15 protein-coding genes are annotated in these 14,447 nt (G+C 73.5%); 2 read left to right on the top strand and 13 right to left on the bottom strand.

What is annotated here, in order from left to right; translation table 11 throughout:
• Nucleotides 1–4 precede the first annotated feature (4 nt).
• On the bottom strand, nt 5–298 hold the full coding sequence (locus PSED_RS10600) for a BMC domain-containing protein (protein WP_013674238.1): 294 nt from the start codon (nt 296–298) through the stop codon (nt 5–7).
• A gap of 184 nt (nt 299–482) precedes the next feature.
• Between PSED_RS10600 and PSED_RS10595 the strand changes: the two genes are divergently transcribed.
• Together PSED_RS10595 and PSED_RS10590 are read left to right on the top strand one after the other, a co-directional pair.
• Nucleotides 483–2,351, top strand: coding sequence for a helix-turn-helix domain-containing protein (locus PSED_RS10595; RefSeq protein ID WP_013674237.1), 1,869 nt, complete (start codon nt 483–485; stop codon nt 2,349–2,351).
• 69 nt (nt 2,352–2,420) lie between these two features.
• On the top strand, nt 2,421–2,927 hold the full coding sequence (locus PSED_RS10590; RefSeq protein WP_041760926.1) for a GNAT family N-acetyltransferase: 507 nt from the start codon (nt 2,421–2,423) through the stop codon (nt 2,925–2,927).
• On the opposite strand, the gene PSED_RS10585 is transcribed toward PSED_RS10590, so the two are convergent.
• The 12 genes from PSED_RS10585 to PSED_RS10530 form a co-directional block, all read right to left on the bottom strand.
• Nucleotides 2,900–4,876, bottom strand: a complete 1,977-nt coding sequence (locus tag PSED_RS10585; RefSeq protein WP_013674235.1) for a flavin-containing monooxygenase — start codon at nt 4,874–4,876, stop codon at nt 2,900–2,902. The two genes, PSED_RS10590 and PSED_RS10585, sit on opposite strands and share 28 nt — an antisense overlap.
• 99 nt (nt 4,877–4,975) lie before the next feature.
• Nucleotides 4,976–5,566, bottom strand: coding sequence for a TetR/AcrR family transcriptional regulator (locus PSED_RS10580; RefSeq protein ID WP_233899384.1), 591 nt, complete (start codon nt 5,564–5,566; stop codon nt 4,976–4,978).
• A gap of 63 nt (nt 5,567–5,629) precedes the next feature.
• Nucleotides 5,630–7,180 (bottom strand): AMP-binding protein, encoded by a 1,551-nt coding sequence (locus PSED_RS10575; RefSeq protein WP_013674233.1) that lies wholly within the window; start codon nt 7,178–7,180, stop codon nt 5,630–5,632.
• Between the two features lie 28 nt (nt 7,181–7,208).
• Nucleotides 7,209–7,469 (bottom strand): lipoyl domain-containing protein, encoded by a 261-nt coding sequence (locus PSED_RS10570; protein ID WP_013674232.1) that lies wholly within the window; start codon nt 7,467–7,469, stop codon nt 7,209–7,211.
• Entirely contained in the window at nt 7,466–8,452 is a 987-nt protein-coding gene (locus tag PSED_RS10565) for an alpha-ketoacid dehydrogenase subunit beta (RefSeq protein WP_013674231.1), read from the bottom strand. The genes PSED_RS10570 and PSED_RS10565 overlap by 4 nt, the downstream gene beginning before the upstream one ends.
• Nucleotides 8,452–9,417 (bottom strand): thiamine pyrophosphate-dependent dehydrogenase E1 component subunit alpha, encoded by a 966-nt coding sequence (locus PSED_RS10560; protein ID WP_013674230.1) that lies wholly within the window; start codon nt 9,415–9,417, stop codon nt 8,452–8,454. Before PSED_RS10560 ends, PSED_RS10565 begins: the two co-directional genes overlap by 1 nt.
• Nucleotides 9,414–9,863, bottom strand: coding sequence for a MaoC/PaaZ C-terminal domain-containing protein (locus tag PSED_RS10555; protein WP_013674229.1), 450 nt, complete (start codon nt 9,861–9,863; stop codon nt 9,414–9,416). Before PSED_RS10555 ends, PSED_RS10560 begins: the two co-directional genes overlap by 4 nt.
• Nucleotides 9,860–10,366, bottom strand: coding sequence for an FAS1-like dehydratase domain-containing protein (locus PSED_RS10550; protein ID WP_013674228.1), 507 nt, complete (start codon nt 10,364–10,366; stop codon nt 9,860–9,862). Before PSED_RS10550 ends, PSED_RS10555 begins: the two co-directional genes overlap by 4 nt.
• Nucleotides 10,363–11,700, bottom strand: a complete 1,338-nt coding sequence (locus PSED_RS10545) for an MmgE/PrpD family protein (protein ID WP_013674227.1) — start codon at nt 11,698–11,700, stop codon at nt 10,363–10,365. Before PSED_RS10545 ends, PSED_RS10550 begins: the two co-directional genes overlap by 4 nt.
• Before the next feature lie 16 nt (nt 11,701–11,716).
• Nucleotides 11,717–12,769, bottom strand: a complete 1,053-nt coding sequence (locus PSED_RS10540) for a zinc-binding dehydrogenase (RefSeq protein ID WP_013674226.1) — start codon at nt 12,767–12,769, stop codon at nt 11,717–11,719.
• Nucleotides 12,766–13,581 carry an enoyl-CoA hydratase/isomerase family protein gene (locus tag PSED_RS10535; RefSeq protein ID WP_013674225.1) on the bottom strand — a complete coding sequence of 272 codons (816 nt, stop codon included), beginning with the start codon at nt 13,579–13,581 and terminating at the stop codon, nt 12,766–12,768. Before PSED_RS10535 ends, PSED_RS10540 begins: the two co-directional genes overlap by 4 nt.
• Nucleotides 13,578–14,444 (bottom strand): branched-chain amino acid ABC transporter permease, encoded by an 867-nt coding sequence (locus PSED_RS10530; RefSeq protein ID WP_013674224.1) that lies wholly within the window; start codon nt 14,442–14,444, stop codon nt 13,578–13,580. The genes PSED_RS10535 and PSED_RS10530 overlap by 4 nt, the downstream gene beginning before the upstream one ends.
• Nucleotides 14,445–14,447 lie beyond the last annotated feature (3 nt).

Genomic DNA, 14,447 nt, shown 5'->3' with positions numbered 1-14,447 from the left:
GCGCTCAGTCGAGCGGGACGACCGCCTGGCCGACCACGCCCTCGGTCTCCCCGTGCGGGCGCGGGATCACGTGCGAGGTGTAGAGCTCACCGACGCGGGCGGCCGCGGCGGCACCGGCGTCGACGGCCGCCTTCACCGCGCCGACGTCGCCGCGCACGAGCACCGACACCTGCCCGTTGCGCAGCGTGCGATAGCCCTCGACCTCGACGTTCGCGGCCTTCACCATCGCGTCCGCGGCCTCGATCGCGCCCACCAGCCCCCGCGTCTCGATCATCCCGAGCGCACCGCTGCCCGCCATCCCGGCTCCCTCCGCCGCTGCGCCCGACGGTAGCGGCGCCCTGCGACATCGGCGCTGTCCCGGACGGACAAGCCGGTGCGTGCCCGTTGTCCCGTGAGTGGCGTACTCCTGCCACGGCCGGGTCGGGCGTCGCAACCTGCGACAGTCGGCCGGTTCCGGGCCGGCGCGGTCCTAGCCTGGGCCGGTGGACCTCACCGGCATCGAGGCGGCGGCGCAGCGGTTCCGGCGGACGGGTCGCATCGACCCTGCCTGCGAGGCCGTCCGGCCGGAGGTGGTGGCGTCGTGGCTGCGGGCGGTCGACGCCGGTGTGCGGCTCGACGCCGTCGAGGTCAGCTACGTCGGGCACGAGCCCGGCCGGTCGGCCGTCCCGGAGGCCGACGAGGTCTTCGCGGCGTTCTTCTCCCTCACCCCGCGCCCCCGCTGCTCGGTCGCGCTGGTCGACCACGACGGTGTCGTGCGCGTGCGTCACGACGGCGATCCGGCGCTCGCGGCGCTGCTCGACGGCGTGCTGTTCACGCCGGGGTTCCGGTACGCGGAGGGCGACGTCGGGACGACGGCCGCCGCCCTGCTGCACCACGGGGGCGACGTCGCGAGCGTCGTCGGCGCCGAGCACCTGCACCCGGAGCTGACGTGGCTGGCCGAGTCGGCGGCGACGGTGCACCGCAGCGACGGTGCGGCGCCGGACGCGGTCGTCGTGCTGCGCCACGTCGCGGATGCCGACGACACCGGGACCGCGGTCGCCGGGCTGCTCGCCGGCCGGATCGCCGAGGCCGTCGCCGACCGTGCGCACCGGCACGGCCTGCTCGTCCACCGCCGCTTCACCGAGGCGCGCGACGCCGGGGCGGAGTGGGTGCTCGCCACCGACGGCGACGCGCTGCTCACGTGCCCGGGAGTGCGCAGGCTCGGGCACGACGACCAGCGCAGCCTGGCCGACCTCACGCTCGCCGCGGCCGTCATCGGCGAGGCCGACGGGGGCGACCGGCACGTCGACCTGCCGTCGGGACACTGCGCGGCGCTGGCCGTCGAGCCGGTGTCCGATGCCGGCGTCGTCGTCGGCTGCGTGGTGTCCGGCGGGCCGCTGGATCTCGCGGCGCGGTTCGCCGTGCCGGAGGCCGTGCGGCGCCAGGGCTCGCACGTCGCCCCGACGACGCGCCGCGACTACGCCGCCGACCTGCGCGGCGGCGACCACTCCGCGCGGCTGCACGCCGAGGCGCGGATGCGGGCCAACCGCGAGCTGCTGAGTCCCTATCTGCGGGCCTGCCACGAGGTCGCGGCCGCGGTCGGGCGCCGGCGCCACCAGCTCCTGATCGGGGAGGCGGGCGTCGGCAAGCAGACACTGGCCGTGCAGCAGTTCCGGCGCGCGCACCCGTCGGCGATGGTGCACGTCGTCGACTGTTCGCGGATCGGGGACTCGACGGGCGGACCCGACCCGCTCGACCGCGTCGCCCGCGAGCCCGGCGACCGGCCGCGGCTGCTCGTGCTGCGCCAGATGAACCTGCTCAGCCCGGTCGCCGCGCGCCGGCTCGACGAGTCGCTGCGCACCCTCGTCGCGATGCCCGACCCGCTCGTCGTCGCCGGCTGCATCGACAGCGCCTCCGCGGACGCCACCCGCCCGTACGGGCTGCTGCTGCGGCACTTCCACGAGACCGTCCGGGTGCCCGCGCTGCGCTACCGCGCCGACGAGCTGGGCGACATCGCGATGTCGATCCTGCACGGGCTCGCGGGTGGGCGGTCGTTGCGGCTGAGCATGCAGGTCGTGCGGGTGCTGGAGGGCTACGCGTGGCCGGGCAACGTGCGCGAGCTGGAGGACGTGCTGCGCTACGTCGTGGCCCGCAAGCCCGTCGGGGTCATCCAGGCGCCCGACCTGCCACCGTCGTGCTTCGCGCACCGGGCGCCACGGATGTCGATGCTCGAGGCCGCCCAGTGCGACGTCATCATCCAGGCGCTCTACGAGGCCCGCGGCAACCGCTACAAGGCGGCCGAGATGCTCGGGATCGCCCGCTCGTCGCTGTACCGCAAGATCGACGCCTTCGGGATCTCCTACATCGGCTGATCATCGCCGCGCACGGGGTTGCGGACAAACCGGTCGACGCCACGGCCGGTTCCGTCGACGATGTCCGCCGTGCGGATCCGCCCCGAGACCATCGCCGACCACGATGCCGTGCGCGCCGTCCATCGCGCCGCCTTCGCCCCGCCCGACGGGAGCGAGGCGGTCGAGGCCGGGCTCACCGACCGGCTCCGCGACGGTCCCTGGTTCCTGCCCGCTCTCTCCCTGGTCGCCGACGACGAGGACCGGGTGGTCGGCCACGTGATCTGCACCCGGGCTCACGTCGGCGAGGCCGACGCGCTGGGGCTCGGGCCGATCGGTGTGCTGCCCGAGGCGCAGCGCCACGGGATCGGGAGTGCGCTCGTCGACGCCGCGGTCGACGTCGCCCGGAGCCGCGGGGAGCGGCTCGTCGGGCTCCTCGGCGACCCGGACTTCTACGGGCGTTTCGGGTTCGTCGACTCCAGGACCGTCGGCGTCGACGCCCCGGACCCGACGTGGGGCGTCCACTTCCAGGTCCTGGCCCTCGACGACGACACCCCGCGGGGCACCTTCCGCTACGCGACGCCCTTCGACGAGCTCTGACGCGCCGGGGTCACGATGTGCTCGTCGAGCGACGGGCGGCGCGTCATCGTCCAGTAGTCCTGCAGCCGCCACGGGCTGTTGGTGACGACGCGACCCGCCGCGTTGCGGTACCACGTGCTCATCCCCGGGTGGGTCCAGATCATGTTCTCGTGCGCGGCGTCGACGCGGGCGACGTAGTCCTCGCACACGTCGCGGCGCACCTCGACGGCCGCGACGTCGGACGCCACCATCTCGCGCAGCAGGGCGACCATGTAGTGCACCTGGCACTCCGCGTGGAACATCGTCGAGCCGCCGTGGCCGAGGTTGGTGTTGGGCCCGTACATCAGGAACAGGTTCGGGAAGTCGGGGACCTCGATGCCCAGGTGCGCCCAGGCGTCGTCGTCGCCCCACCGCTCGCGCAGCGACGTGCCGGAACGGCCGCGGATGTCCAACGGGTGCAGCATCTTCCGGGCGGAGAAGCCCGTCGCGAAGACGAGGACGTCGACCTCGTGGCGGCCGCCGTCCTCGGTCACCACGGTCGAGCCGTCGATCGCGGCGACGCCGGACGTCACGAGCGAGACGTCGTCGCGACGCAGTGTGGAGAACCAGTTGCAGTCCAGCAGCATCCGCTTGCCGTACGGCGGGTAGTCGGGCAGCGACTTCGCGACCAGGTCCTCGCGGTCACCGAGCTGCTCGCGCAGGTAGCGGGTGAAGAACTCGCGGTGCTTGTCGTTGGTGCGGTTGATGGAACGGCCGTCGGCGGCCCGCTCCCACGCCTCGTCGCGCTGCAGCGTGGGGTGCAGCTTGTCCTGGAACATCCACATGAGCCGCAGCCGGTACCAGGGCCGGTAGTACGGGACCTGCTCGAACAGCAGCCGGGTGCGCGGGTCGACCTCGCGCAGGTAGTTCCCGTTGGGTGCGACCCACTGCGGGGAGCGCTGGAAGATCACCAGCGAGCCGGCCTGCTCCGCGATCGCCGGCACGACCTGCATCGCCGACGCGCCGGTCCCGACGACGCCGACGCGCAAGCCCGTCAGGTCGACCGAGTGGTCCCACTGCGCGGTGTGGAAGGCGGGGCCCGGGAAGGTGTCGAGCCCGGGCAGTGCCGGGACGACGGGCCGGTTGAGCTGGCCGACGGAGCTGACGAGCACGTCGGACGCGAGCTCGGAGACGACGCCGTCGCGGGCACGCACCTGCACCCGCCAGACGGAGGAGCCGGAGTCCCAGGTCGCGCCGAGCACCTCCGTCCCGAACCGGATCACCGACCGCAGCCCCTCCTGGTCGGCGACGCGCCGCAGGTAGTCGAGGATCTCGGGCTGCTTGGCGTAGTAGCGCGACCAGCTCGGCCACGGCGCGAAGGAGAACGCGTAGAGGTGGCTCGGGGTGTCGACGCCCGCGCCCGGGTAGTCGTTGTCGAGCCAGGTGCCGCCGACGTCGTCGTTGCGCTCCAGGATCGTGACGTCGACCCCGAGGCGACGCAGTGCCGTGCCCGCGCAGATCCCGGAGATGCCGGCGCCGATGATCACGACCGAGAGGTCCGCGCCGAGCGGCGGCCCGTCGAACGCGTCGGACGGGACGAAGCCCGCGTCCTCGGCCATCGACGGCGCGTACTCGGCCGGCACCTGCTCGCCCAGCGACTCGCCGAGGATCTCGATGAGCCCGGCTCCCAGCGGGGGCGGGGTCACGTCGCGGCCGCCGTCGCGCAGCTCGCGCAGCACGTCGAGCACGGCGTCGCGGATCTCCTGCTGGACCGGCTCGGGCAGCCCGCCGGAGTCGTTGTCGTTCATCGCGATCGTGCGCGAGGGCCGGTAGGGCTCGGCGAACCAGCGGGGATCACCGGTGAGTGTGCGCAGCACTAGCAGCAGCGTGGGGATGTTCCCTGCCGTGAGGGCGTCGCGCAGGGTCTCGTCGTCGGCGGTGACGGTGGGCAGCGCGACGGGGCCGGTGACCGGGCTGTTCGTCTCGAGCATCAGGTTCCCTCCAACAACTCGACCGACTGGTCGGTCGGGCTACGACGCCACGAAGATACCGCGCGGGGCGGACCGCGCCCACGGAGACGTTCGGCACAGCTACGGCGCAGGCCCCGTGCTGGTCGCGGCGATGCCGGACAGGAAACAGCGCCAGAAGCTCACGGCGATCGCCCGCGCCGCCATCGCACCCCCCGGCCGGTACCACTGGTACGACCAGTTGCACACGCCGAAGAACGCCAGCGTCGCCAACCGCGGGTCGGTCACGGCGAAGTCCCCGCGGGCCACGCCGTCCTCGACCACGGCCAGCACCGCGGCGAAGTACTCGTCGCGGCGCGCCCGCGAGTGGGCCTCGTCCTCGGGCGGCAGCTCCCGGCGGTGCTCGTAGTAGCAGCGCAGGTTGGCGGGCTCGCGGTCGAGCAGCTCGAGGTGGTCCTCGAGCACCCCGAGCAGCACCGCGGCGGGCGCCGCGCCGGTGTCGATGCGCTCGCGCAGCCGCCCCAGCAGCCGGTCGGCGAGGTCGTCGTGGATCCGGGCGAGGATGCGGCCCTTGCTCGGCACGTGGTGGTAGAGGGTCGGCTTCTTGATGCCCACCGCGGCGGCGATGTCGTCCATCGAGGTGTGGTGGTAGCCGCGCTCGTCGAACAGCCGGGCCGCCGCCCGCACGATCTCCCGGTGCCGCGACGAGGGCACCACCGGGTCCGCAGGGCCCCGCGGCGGTGCCCCGGTCCCCGGCCCCCCGTCCACGTCCCGGCCCTACCCCTGGCCGCGCAGGAGCTTCTTCTCGATCTTCCCGATCGAGGTCTTGGGCAGCTCGTCGCGGATCTCCACGATCGTCGGCACCTTGAACCTCGCCAGCCGGGTCGCGCAGTGCTCCTGGATCGCCTCGACGGTCAACGTGCTGCCCGCGGCGAGCGCGACGAACGCCTTCACCGCCTCGTCGCGGATCGGGTCGACCACGCCGATCACCGCGGCCTCGACGATCTCCGGGTGGTCGAGCAGCACCGACTCGACCTCGACCGTCGACACGTTCTCGCCGGCACGCTTGATCATGTCCTTGCCGCGGTCGAAGAAGTAGAAGTAGCCCTTCTCGTCGACGTAGGCGTTGTCGCCGGTGTGCAGCCACCCGTCGACCAGCGTGCGGGCCGTGGCCTCCGGGTCGTTGTGGTAGCCGAGCATGAGGGTGCGGCCCGGCCGGCCCTGCACGACGATCTCGCCGACCTCGCCGCGCGGCACCTCGTTGCCCTCGGCGTCGACGAGCTTGACGACGCGGTCGTGCAGCGGGACCCCGATCGAGGGCCAGCGCTTCGGCCCGAACACCGGCGCGACCGTCACCAGCGTCATCGCCTCCGACAGTCCGTAGCCGTTGACCAGCTCGACGCCGTAGCGCTTCTCGAAGCTGTCGCGCTCGTCGGTGGTGATGTTGAGCGCGTAGAAGACGCGGCGGACGTCGTGCTGGTCGTCGGTGTCCCGCGGGGGCTGCGCGAGCAGCGTCCGGGCCTGCATCGCGACGAGGCTGATCTGGGTGGCCTTGTGCGCGCGGACCTGGTCCCAGAACTTCGTCGCCCGGTACTCCTCCAGCACGATCGCGGTGCCGCCGACCGTCAGCGACGACAGCACCGTCAGCGACTGGGCGTTGACGTGGAACACCGGCAGCGAGGTCAGGCAGCGCTCGGAGGAGTCGAGCAGCAGCGCCCTCGACGAGCGCTCGCCGGAGTGCAGCGCGTTGGCGTGGGTGAGCAGCACACCCTTGGGGCGGGCGGTCGTCCCCGAGGTGAAGATCATCTCGACGACGTCGTCGGGGCCGACGCCGTTGTCCGGCGGGGTGGCACCGGCGAGGCGCTGGTCGTCGAGCAGCAGCGTGCCCTCGGGTGCGGTGTCGGTGCGCGCCATGAGGGTGTGGCGCACCGTCGGGCACTCGGCGACCGCGCGCGCGACGACGTCGGCGAACAGCGGCTGGGTGATCACCGCGACGGACCCGGAGTAGGAGACGACGTGCTGGATCTCCCCCGCGGTGTTCGCGACGTTGGACGGCACGAACACCGCGCCGAGGGTCGCGAGGGCGAACCAGGCCTCGAGCACCTCGGGGCTGTTGCGCAGGTGGATCGTCACCCGGTCGCCCTTGCCGACGCCGAGCGCCGCGAGCCCGGCGGCGAGCTCGTCGACACGGCGGGAGAAGTCCAGGTAGCTGAACTCGGTGATCGTGCCCTCGGCGTCCTCGTAGACCAGGTAGGTCTTCTCCGGCGTGCGGGCCGTGCGCTCGTCGAGCAGGTCTCGCAGCGTCCGGTCGCCGATCAGGTCGTGCACGGTCTCCTCCTCCAAGTGGGTCACAGCATCAGGTCGCGGGTGCGGCGGGACCGGCGGCGATGCGTCCGACGACCTGGCCGGGGACGACCTCGTCGCCCGCCGCCACGAGGGTCGCGGTGACGACACCCGCCGCGGGGCTGGGCAGGTCGGCGGTCGTCTTGTCGGTCTCGACCTCGGCCAGCGCCTCGCCCTCGCCGACGGTATCGCCCACCTGCACGAGCCACCCGACGAACGTGGCGTCGTCCATGGTCAGGCCCCATCTCGGGACGACGACGTCGATCTCGGTCACCGGACCCCCTGCAGCACGCTCGCGCGGATCGCGTCGGCGATGGTGCCGGGCTGGGGCAGGTAGGCGGCCTCCAGCTGCGGCGGGAACGGCGACGGCGCGAACGGCGCCGCGACGCGGGTGACCGGGGCGCGCAGGTCGCCGAAACAGTGCTCCGCGACCGTCGCGGCGATCTCCGCGCCCGCCCCGAAGGCGGCCACGGCGTCGTGCACCACGACGAGCCGCCCGGTGCGCCGCACCGACTCCAGCACCGTCGCGCGGTCCCAGGGGCTGATCGTCCGCAGGTCGATCACCTCGACGTCGACCTCGTCGGCCAGCGCCGCGGCGGCCGCGTCGACGCGGTGCACGGCTCCGCCCCAGGTCACGACGGTGACGTCGGTGCCCGGTCTGCGCACGGCCGCGACCCCGATCGGGACGAGCGCGTCGGGGTCGTCGGCGACCTCGCCACGGCGCGACCACTCGGCGAGGCTCTCGATCACGACGACGGGCCCGTCGTCGCGGATCGCCGACTTGAGCAGGCCCCGGGCGTCGGCCGGGTTCGAGCCCCACACCACGGTCAGCCCGGGGACGTGGGCGAGCCAGGCCTCCAGGTTCTGCGCGTGCTGGGGGCCGGTGTTGCGCCCGCTCGCGCAGATCGTGCGGACGACCATGGGCGCCCGGTAGTGGCCGCCGGACATGTAGCCGACCTTGGCGGCCTGGTTGACGACCTGGTCCATCGCCACGGTCATGAAGTCGAGGAACATCACCTCGACGACGGGCCGCAGCCCGGTCATCGACGCCCCGAGCGCGGCGCCGACGATCGTGGCCTCACTGATCGGGGTGTCGCGCACCCGGGCGGCACCGAACTCGTCGAGCAGGCCCTTGGTCGCGCCGAACGGGCCGCCCGGGGCACCGACGTCCTCGCCGAGGACGCAGACCGCCTCGTCGCGGGCCATCTCCTCGCGCAGCGCCTGGTTGATCGCCTGCCAGTACTTGAGCCGAGCCATCAGGACACCCCCGGCCGCACGTCGTCGAGCAGCGAGGACACGGGGGCAGGCGCCGCGGCGGCCGCCGCGGCCGCGGCGTCGCGCACCTCGGCCGCGACCTCGGTGTCGACCGCCTCGACCCGTGCGGACGGCACCCCGAGCTCGGCGAGCCGGGCCCGGAACAGGACGAGCGGGTCGCGCGCCGCCCAGGCCGCCGTCTCCTCCGCGCTGCGGTAGCGCAGCGGGTCGCCCTCGAAGTGCCCGCGGATGCGGTGGGTCTCGCACTCGAGCAACGTCGGTCCCTCCCCGGCACGGGCCCGCGCCACCGCGGTCGCGGCGGCATCGCGCACGACCAGCACGTCGTTGCCGTCGACGGTGGCCCCGGGGATGGCGTAGGGGCCCGCGAAGTCGGCGACGCGCGTCGTCGCCAGGTGCACCGACGACGGCGTCATCTCCGCGACGCGGTTGTTCTCGCACACCAGCACCAGCGGGAGCCGCCACAGCGCCGCGAGGTTGAGCGTCTCGTGGAACACCCCCTCGGCGACGGCACCGTCGCCGAAGAAGGCCACGGCGACGCGGTCCTCCCCGCGGACCTGCGCGCTCCACGCCGCGCCGAGCGCCATCGGCAGCCCGCCGCCGACGATCGCGTTGGCGCCCAGGATGCCCGCGGAGCTGTCCGCGATGTGCATCGAGCCCGAGCGGCCCTTGCCGTAGCCCGCGGCGCGGCCGTACAGCTCGGCGAGCATGCCGAACACCTTGCCGCCCTTGGCGATGCAGTGCCCGTGGCCGCGGTGGGTCGTGGTGAGGGCGTCGTCGCGGCGCAGCACCGAGCACACCCCGGCGGCGACGGCCTCCTGGCCCGACGACAGGTGGATGAACCCGGGCAGCTCGCCCGCGGCGAACAGCGACCCGGCCGTCGTCTCGAAGACCCGGATGGTGGCCATGACGCGGTAGAGGTCGAGCGCCTGGTCGGCGGAGACGGTCACGAGGGCAGCTCCACCGTCGCCCGGCCCGGCGCGCACGTCTCCCCGCGCTGGTTGGTCTCGGCCAGCTCGCAGTCGACGAGCCGTCCGTTCACCGCGGTGACCGTCCCGGTGATCCGCAGCTCGTCGCCGGGGATCGCGTACTGCCGGTTCTGCCAGCGGAAACGCCGCAGCCGTGCGCGCGGCCCCGCCCATTCGACGACGAGCCGGGCCAGGTAGGACCCGTGCAGGTGCGACTGCACGAGCGGGCCCGGGTAGCCCTCGGTGGCGGCGTACGGGTGGTCGTAGTGGATCCGGTGCGGGTTCCACGTCAACGCGCTGAACCGGAACAGGGTGATCTCGGTCGGGGTGACGACGAGCTCGCCGATCGGGTCGCCGACGTTCACGTCGGCGGCGGTGGGGTACCCGGCGGCGGCCGCGTCGATGATCCGCTCGCTGCGCTCGCTCATCGGGCCAGGAAGCTCTCGTGGCACTCGACGAGCAGCCGCCCGTCGCCGGCCTCGACGTAACGCCGATGGACCTCGATCACCAGCAACGGGCCCGAGCGACCCTCCTTGCGCGTCACCGCCGTCACCTCCGCGTGCATCACCACGTCGAGCCCGGCGACGACGGGCTCGTGGAACGTCAGGTCCTGGCCGCCGCCCATGAGCCGCAGCCCCGCGACGTCGACGTCGCCCAGCGGGGTGCGGGAGTTGCCGTCGGCGAGCAGGTCGGACTCGGCGGGCCCGGTGTCCCAGCCGAGCACCGCGGTCAGGTACAGCGGCGCCGCCAGCAGGCCCGCGTACCCGAGATCGGCGGCCGCGGCCGGGTCCTGATACGGCCCGTCGGTGTGCCCGACCACCAGCGCGAACCGTTGCAGCGCACGCTCGTCGAGGACGCCGATCCGGATCTCCTGGACCTTGCCGACGCCGGCGCTCGCCTTCTCGTACGCCTCGTCGACGAGGGCCGTCACGACGTCACCATCGCCGACACGACGTCGCGCACCGACCGGTTCTCGACGTCGAGCACCGTGTCGACGAGCCCGGCGACGACCTCGTCCGGCGGCATCTCCGCCGACATCGCCGCGATCTGCGCGAGCAGCCCCTCGCGGTCCCAGTTGAAGTCGGCCGCACCGTCCTCGCCGACGTGCTCGACCCGGCCGCCGTCACGGAGGTCGATCTCCAGCCTGAACGAGCGCGAGGCGAGCGCGGGGTCGGGCACGACCGCGATCCGCCGGGCGAGCTCGAGCAGCCCGGCGTCGTCGGTGCGCAGCAGGTCCGACGCGGTGACCGTGCCCTTCTCCAGCGCGACGGCGAGGCAGAACTGGGCGCTCATCAGGGCGTCGCCCGCGCCGCGGAACGGTCCGACGGAGTCGGTCCCGGGATAGGCGGCCTCCCCCGGGGACAGGCTGAGCCGGGCGGCGCCGACGAGCTCGGGTGTCAGCGTGTGCTCGGCGCGCAACGACAGGGCGTCGGTGACCGGGGACTGCAGGATCGCGCACACCGGCAGCGGCTTGTAGGTGACGTCGCGGACGCGCCACGTCTCGCCGAGGTCGGTGGCGACCGTCGAGAGGTCGGTCTCCTCGCCGAGCAGCGCACGGTAGAAGCCCTGCGCGCCCTCGAAGGCGTCGGGGGCTCCGGCGCCTCCCGCCGCGGCCAGCCTGGCGGCGAGCAGCCCGTTGCGGGCGCAGAAGCCGACCTGGAAGAGCCACTCCTGACTGCCCGCGACCCACGTCTGGTTGGTGCCGCCGGCGAGGCTCGTCGCGATGCCGAGTGCGTCGGCCGTGGTCGCGGTGTCGAGCCCCAGCAGCCGGGCCGCGCCCGCGGCGGCGCCGAGGACGCCGTAGACACCCGTCGCGCGGAAACCCCGCGGCGTGGTGCGCGGCGCGAAGCCCTGCGACAGTGCGCCCGCGGTCTCGTAGCCGGCGGCGAGCGCGGCGACCAGGTCGGCGCCGGACGCGTCGAGCTCCTCGCCCAGCGCCAGCACCGCCGGGACCAGCGTCGCGCCGACGTGGGTGAGCCCGGGGAAGTACACGTCGTCCTGGGCGCGGGCGTGGATCATCGTCGCGTTGACGAACGCGGCGGTGTCGGGCGCGGCGGCGGCCCCGGTCCGGAACAGCCGGGCCCCGCTGCCCGCACCCAGGGCCTCGGCGTAGCGGAACGACACCCCGGTGACGACGTCGTCGGCCAGGGCGACGGCCAGGTTGTGCAGCAGCGTCACCCGGATCTTCTCGAGGACGTCGGCCGGCAGGGCGTCGGCCTGCAGGCCGCTCGTGAACCCGGCGACCCGTTCGGCGATGGTGCTCATCTCGAATCCCCCCGATCTAGCGCGCCGGGTCCAGCAGGAGCTTGCCGAACACGCCGCGGTCCTCCAGAAGTCGTTGTGCCCCTTCGATCCCGTCGAGCCCGACGGTGTCCTGCACGACGGGGCGGAGCCGGCCGCGGGCGACCAGGTCCAGCACGTCGACGAGGTCCTGGCGCGAGCCGGCGAAGGAGCCGATGACGGTGTGCTCCTTGACGAACAGGTGCCACAGGTCCAGCGATACGGTGAAGCCCGAGTGCCCGCCCGAGGTGACCAGCCGGCCGCCGCGGGCCATGGCGTGCAGGCTGCCCTCCCAGGTGGCGGCACCGACGTGCTCGAACACCAGGTCGACGCCCCGCCCACCGGTCCACGCCCGCACCTGGTCGGCCCACTCGGGGTCGCGATGGTTGACGACGTGGTCGGCGCCGAGGTCGGCGGCGCGGGCCATCTTGTCCGGGCTGCCCGCGGTGGCGACGACGCGGGCGCCCGCGAGCCGCGCGATCTGCACCGCGAGCACCCCGATGCCCGCGCCCGCCGCGATGACCAGCACGTCCTCGCCGACCCGGACGTCGGCGCGGCGGCGCAGCATGTGCCAGGCCGTCGGACCGGTCACGGCGACGGCCGCGGCGGTGGCGTGGTCCATGTGGTCGGGGATCGGGAGCAGCTGCGCCGCCGGCGCGATCGCGTACTCGGCGTACCCGCCGTGGGTCTGGACGCCGTAGATCTTGCCGCGCAGGCACATGTTGTCCCGTCCGACGCGGCAGAACGCGCACTCCCCGCAGGAGAGGACGGGGTCGACGACGACGCGCTCGCCGCCGCGCCACTTCCTGACGCCCTCGCCGACGGCGGCGACGTCACCCGCGACCTCGGTGCCGGAAACGTGCGGGAGCGGGACCGCGGCGGGGGTCCTGCCGTCGCGGGTGAGCAGGTCGACCTGGTTGAGCCCGCACGCGCGCACCCGGACCAGCACCTCGCCCGGGCCGGGGGCCGGGACGTCCACCTCGTCGACGACGAGCCGGACCGTCCCCTCGATCTCGCGCAGCCGGGCCGCGCGCATGGTGGCCGGGACGGTCACTTCGCGCCCTTCTTCCGCAGGCCGTCCAGGTAGGCCGCCTTGCGCTCGGCGAACTCGGCGGACTGGAACGTCAGGCCGTTGGCGACGGCCTCCATCGCGAGCTGCTCGCGCAGCGGGCTCGTCGCGCCGTTGCGGATGACGAGCTTGAGCATCCGGATCGCGTCGGGGCCCATGGTGTTGAGCTGTGCGACGACCTCGTCGACCCTGGTGCGCAACGCTTCCGGGGAGTCGTGCACCTCGTTGACGAGGCCCCACCCCTCGCCCACCTCGGCGAGGACGGGCTTGCCCAGCAACGCCATCTGCAGCGTCCGCGACGGCCCGATCGCCTTCTGCGTCAGCCACGACAACCCGAAGTCCTGCACCACCGCGAGCGCCCCCGGCACCATCCAGAACCGGGCACCGCGGACCGCGAGCCGCAGGTCGCAGGCCATCGCGAGGCCGAACCCGCCCCCGCCGACGGCGTCGCCGTTGACCGCGGCGATCGTCGGGAACGGCAGCTCGTAGAGGCCCGCGATGATGCGGTGCTGCCGGTCGAGCAGGCGCTTGCCGCTGAACACCGTCGACGCCTGCTTCTCGTCGAGGTCCTCCATGAAGAACGGCGTCGACAGATCGACGCCCGCGGAGAACAGCCGGCCGCGGCCGGTGAGGACCAGGGCGGCGGCGTCCTCGTCGGCCGCGAGCCCGCCGACGGCGTCGAGCAGTTCCTCGAGCATCACGGGGTCGAGCGCGTTGAGCTTGTCGGGGCGGTCGAGGGTGATGCGGGCGACCGCCCCGTCGCGCTCGACGGAGATCGTCTCGTACTTCTGCGTCATACCTTCACCTTCGCCACCCGGCCGAGCAGGCCCGCCGGGCGGATCACGAGGACCAGGACGAACACCGCGTACACCAGCGCGGTGCGGAAGTCGGCCGACACGTAGCCGGCGAAGAACGCCTCCAGCAGCCCGAGCAGGATCGAGCCGGCGATCGCCGTCCCGATCCGGCCGAGGCCGCCGAGGATCGCGCCGACGAAGCCGATCAGCGCGAGGTTGAGGCCCATGTAGGGCGAGAGCGTCAGCAGGGGGGCGGCGAGGATGCCCGCGACCGCGGCGAACACGCCCGAGACCGCGAAGAGGATCGTCGTCAGCCGGGCGGTGCGGATGCCCAGCACCTCGGCGGTCTCGGCGTCGGCGAACATGGCCCGCACGGCCGCGCCGCGCTTGCTGCCGAGCATGACGACGAGCCCGGTGAACAGGACCGCGGACACGACGACCACCGCCAGCTGGTGGGCCGAGATCGTCACGGCACCGAGCTGGAACACGGTGCGGCCGAACGGCGAGGGGGCCGGCACGTTCAGCCCTCCCGCCGAGAGTCTGATGATCTCCTCGAAGACGATCGCCAGCGCGAACGACATGATCACCGCCGCCAGCATCGCCCGTCTCGCGGCCCACTTGTAGAGCAGGTTCCACGACACGACCGACACGACCGCCCCGACGACCAGCGAGATCACGATCCGCACCCACTGCGGCACAGCGGGGAAGTACACGTAGGCGAGGTACCCGCCGAGCATGGCCTGCGCGCCCAACGCGAAGTTGACGAACCCGGTCGCGGTGTAGAGCACCGCGTAGCCGGTGGCGATCAGGCCGTAGATCGACCCCGTGACGAGGCCGGCGACGACGAGCTGCAGGAGCTTGTCCATCTC

It is taken from the genome of Pseudonocardia benzenivorans CB1190 (assembly GCF_000196675.2).
Classification (GTDB): Bacteria; Actinomycetota; Actinomycetes; order Mycobacteriales; family Pseudonocardiaceae; genus Pseudonocardia; species Pseudonocardia benzenivorans.
This window is presented reverse-complemented; position numbering and strand designations above follow the sequence as displayed.

Coding starts and splice junctions, on each gene's coding strand:
- PSED_RS10600 (WP_013674238.1), bottom strand. CDS start 298: ATGGCGGGCAGCGGTGCGCTCGGGATGATCGAGACGCGGGGGCTGGTG.
- PSED_RS10585 (WP_013674235.1), bottom strand. CDS start 4,876: ATGCTCGAGACGAACAGCCCGGTCACCGGCCCCGTCGCGCTGCCCACC.
- PSED_RS10565 (WP_013674231.1), bottom strand. CDS start 8,452: ATGGCTCGGCTCAAGTACTGGCAGGCGATCAACCAGGCGCTGCGCGAG.
- PSED_RS10555 (WP_013674229.1), bottom strand. CDS start 9,863: ATGAGCGAGCGCAGCGAGCGGATCATCGACGCGGCCGCCGCCGGGTAC.
- PSED_RS10545 (WP_013674227.1), bottom strand. CDS start 11,700: ATGAGCACCATCGCCGAACGGGTCGCCGGGTTCACGAGCGGCCTGCAG.
- PSED_RS10535 (WP_013674225.1), bottom strand. CDS start 13,581: ATGACGCAGAAGTACGAGACGATCTCCGTCGAGCGCGACGGGGCGGTC.
- PSED_RS10530 (WP_013674224.1), bottom strand. CDS start 14,444: ATGGACAAGCTCCTGCAGCTCGTCGTCGCCGGCCTCGTCACGGGGTCG.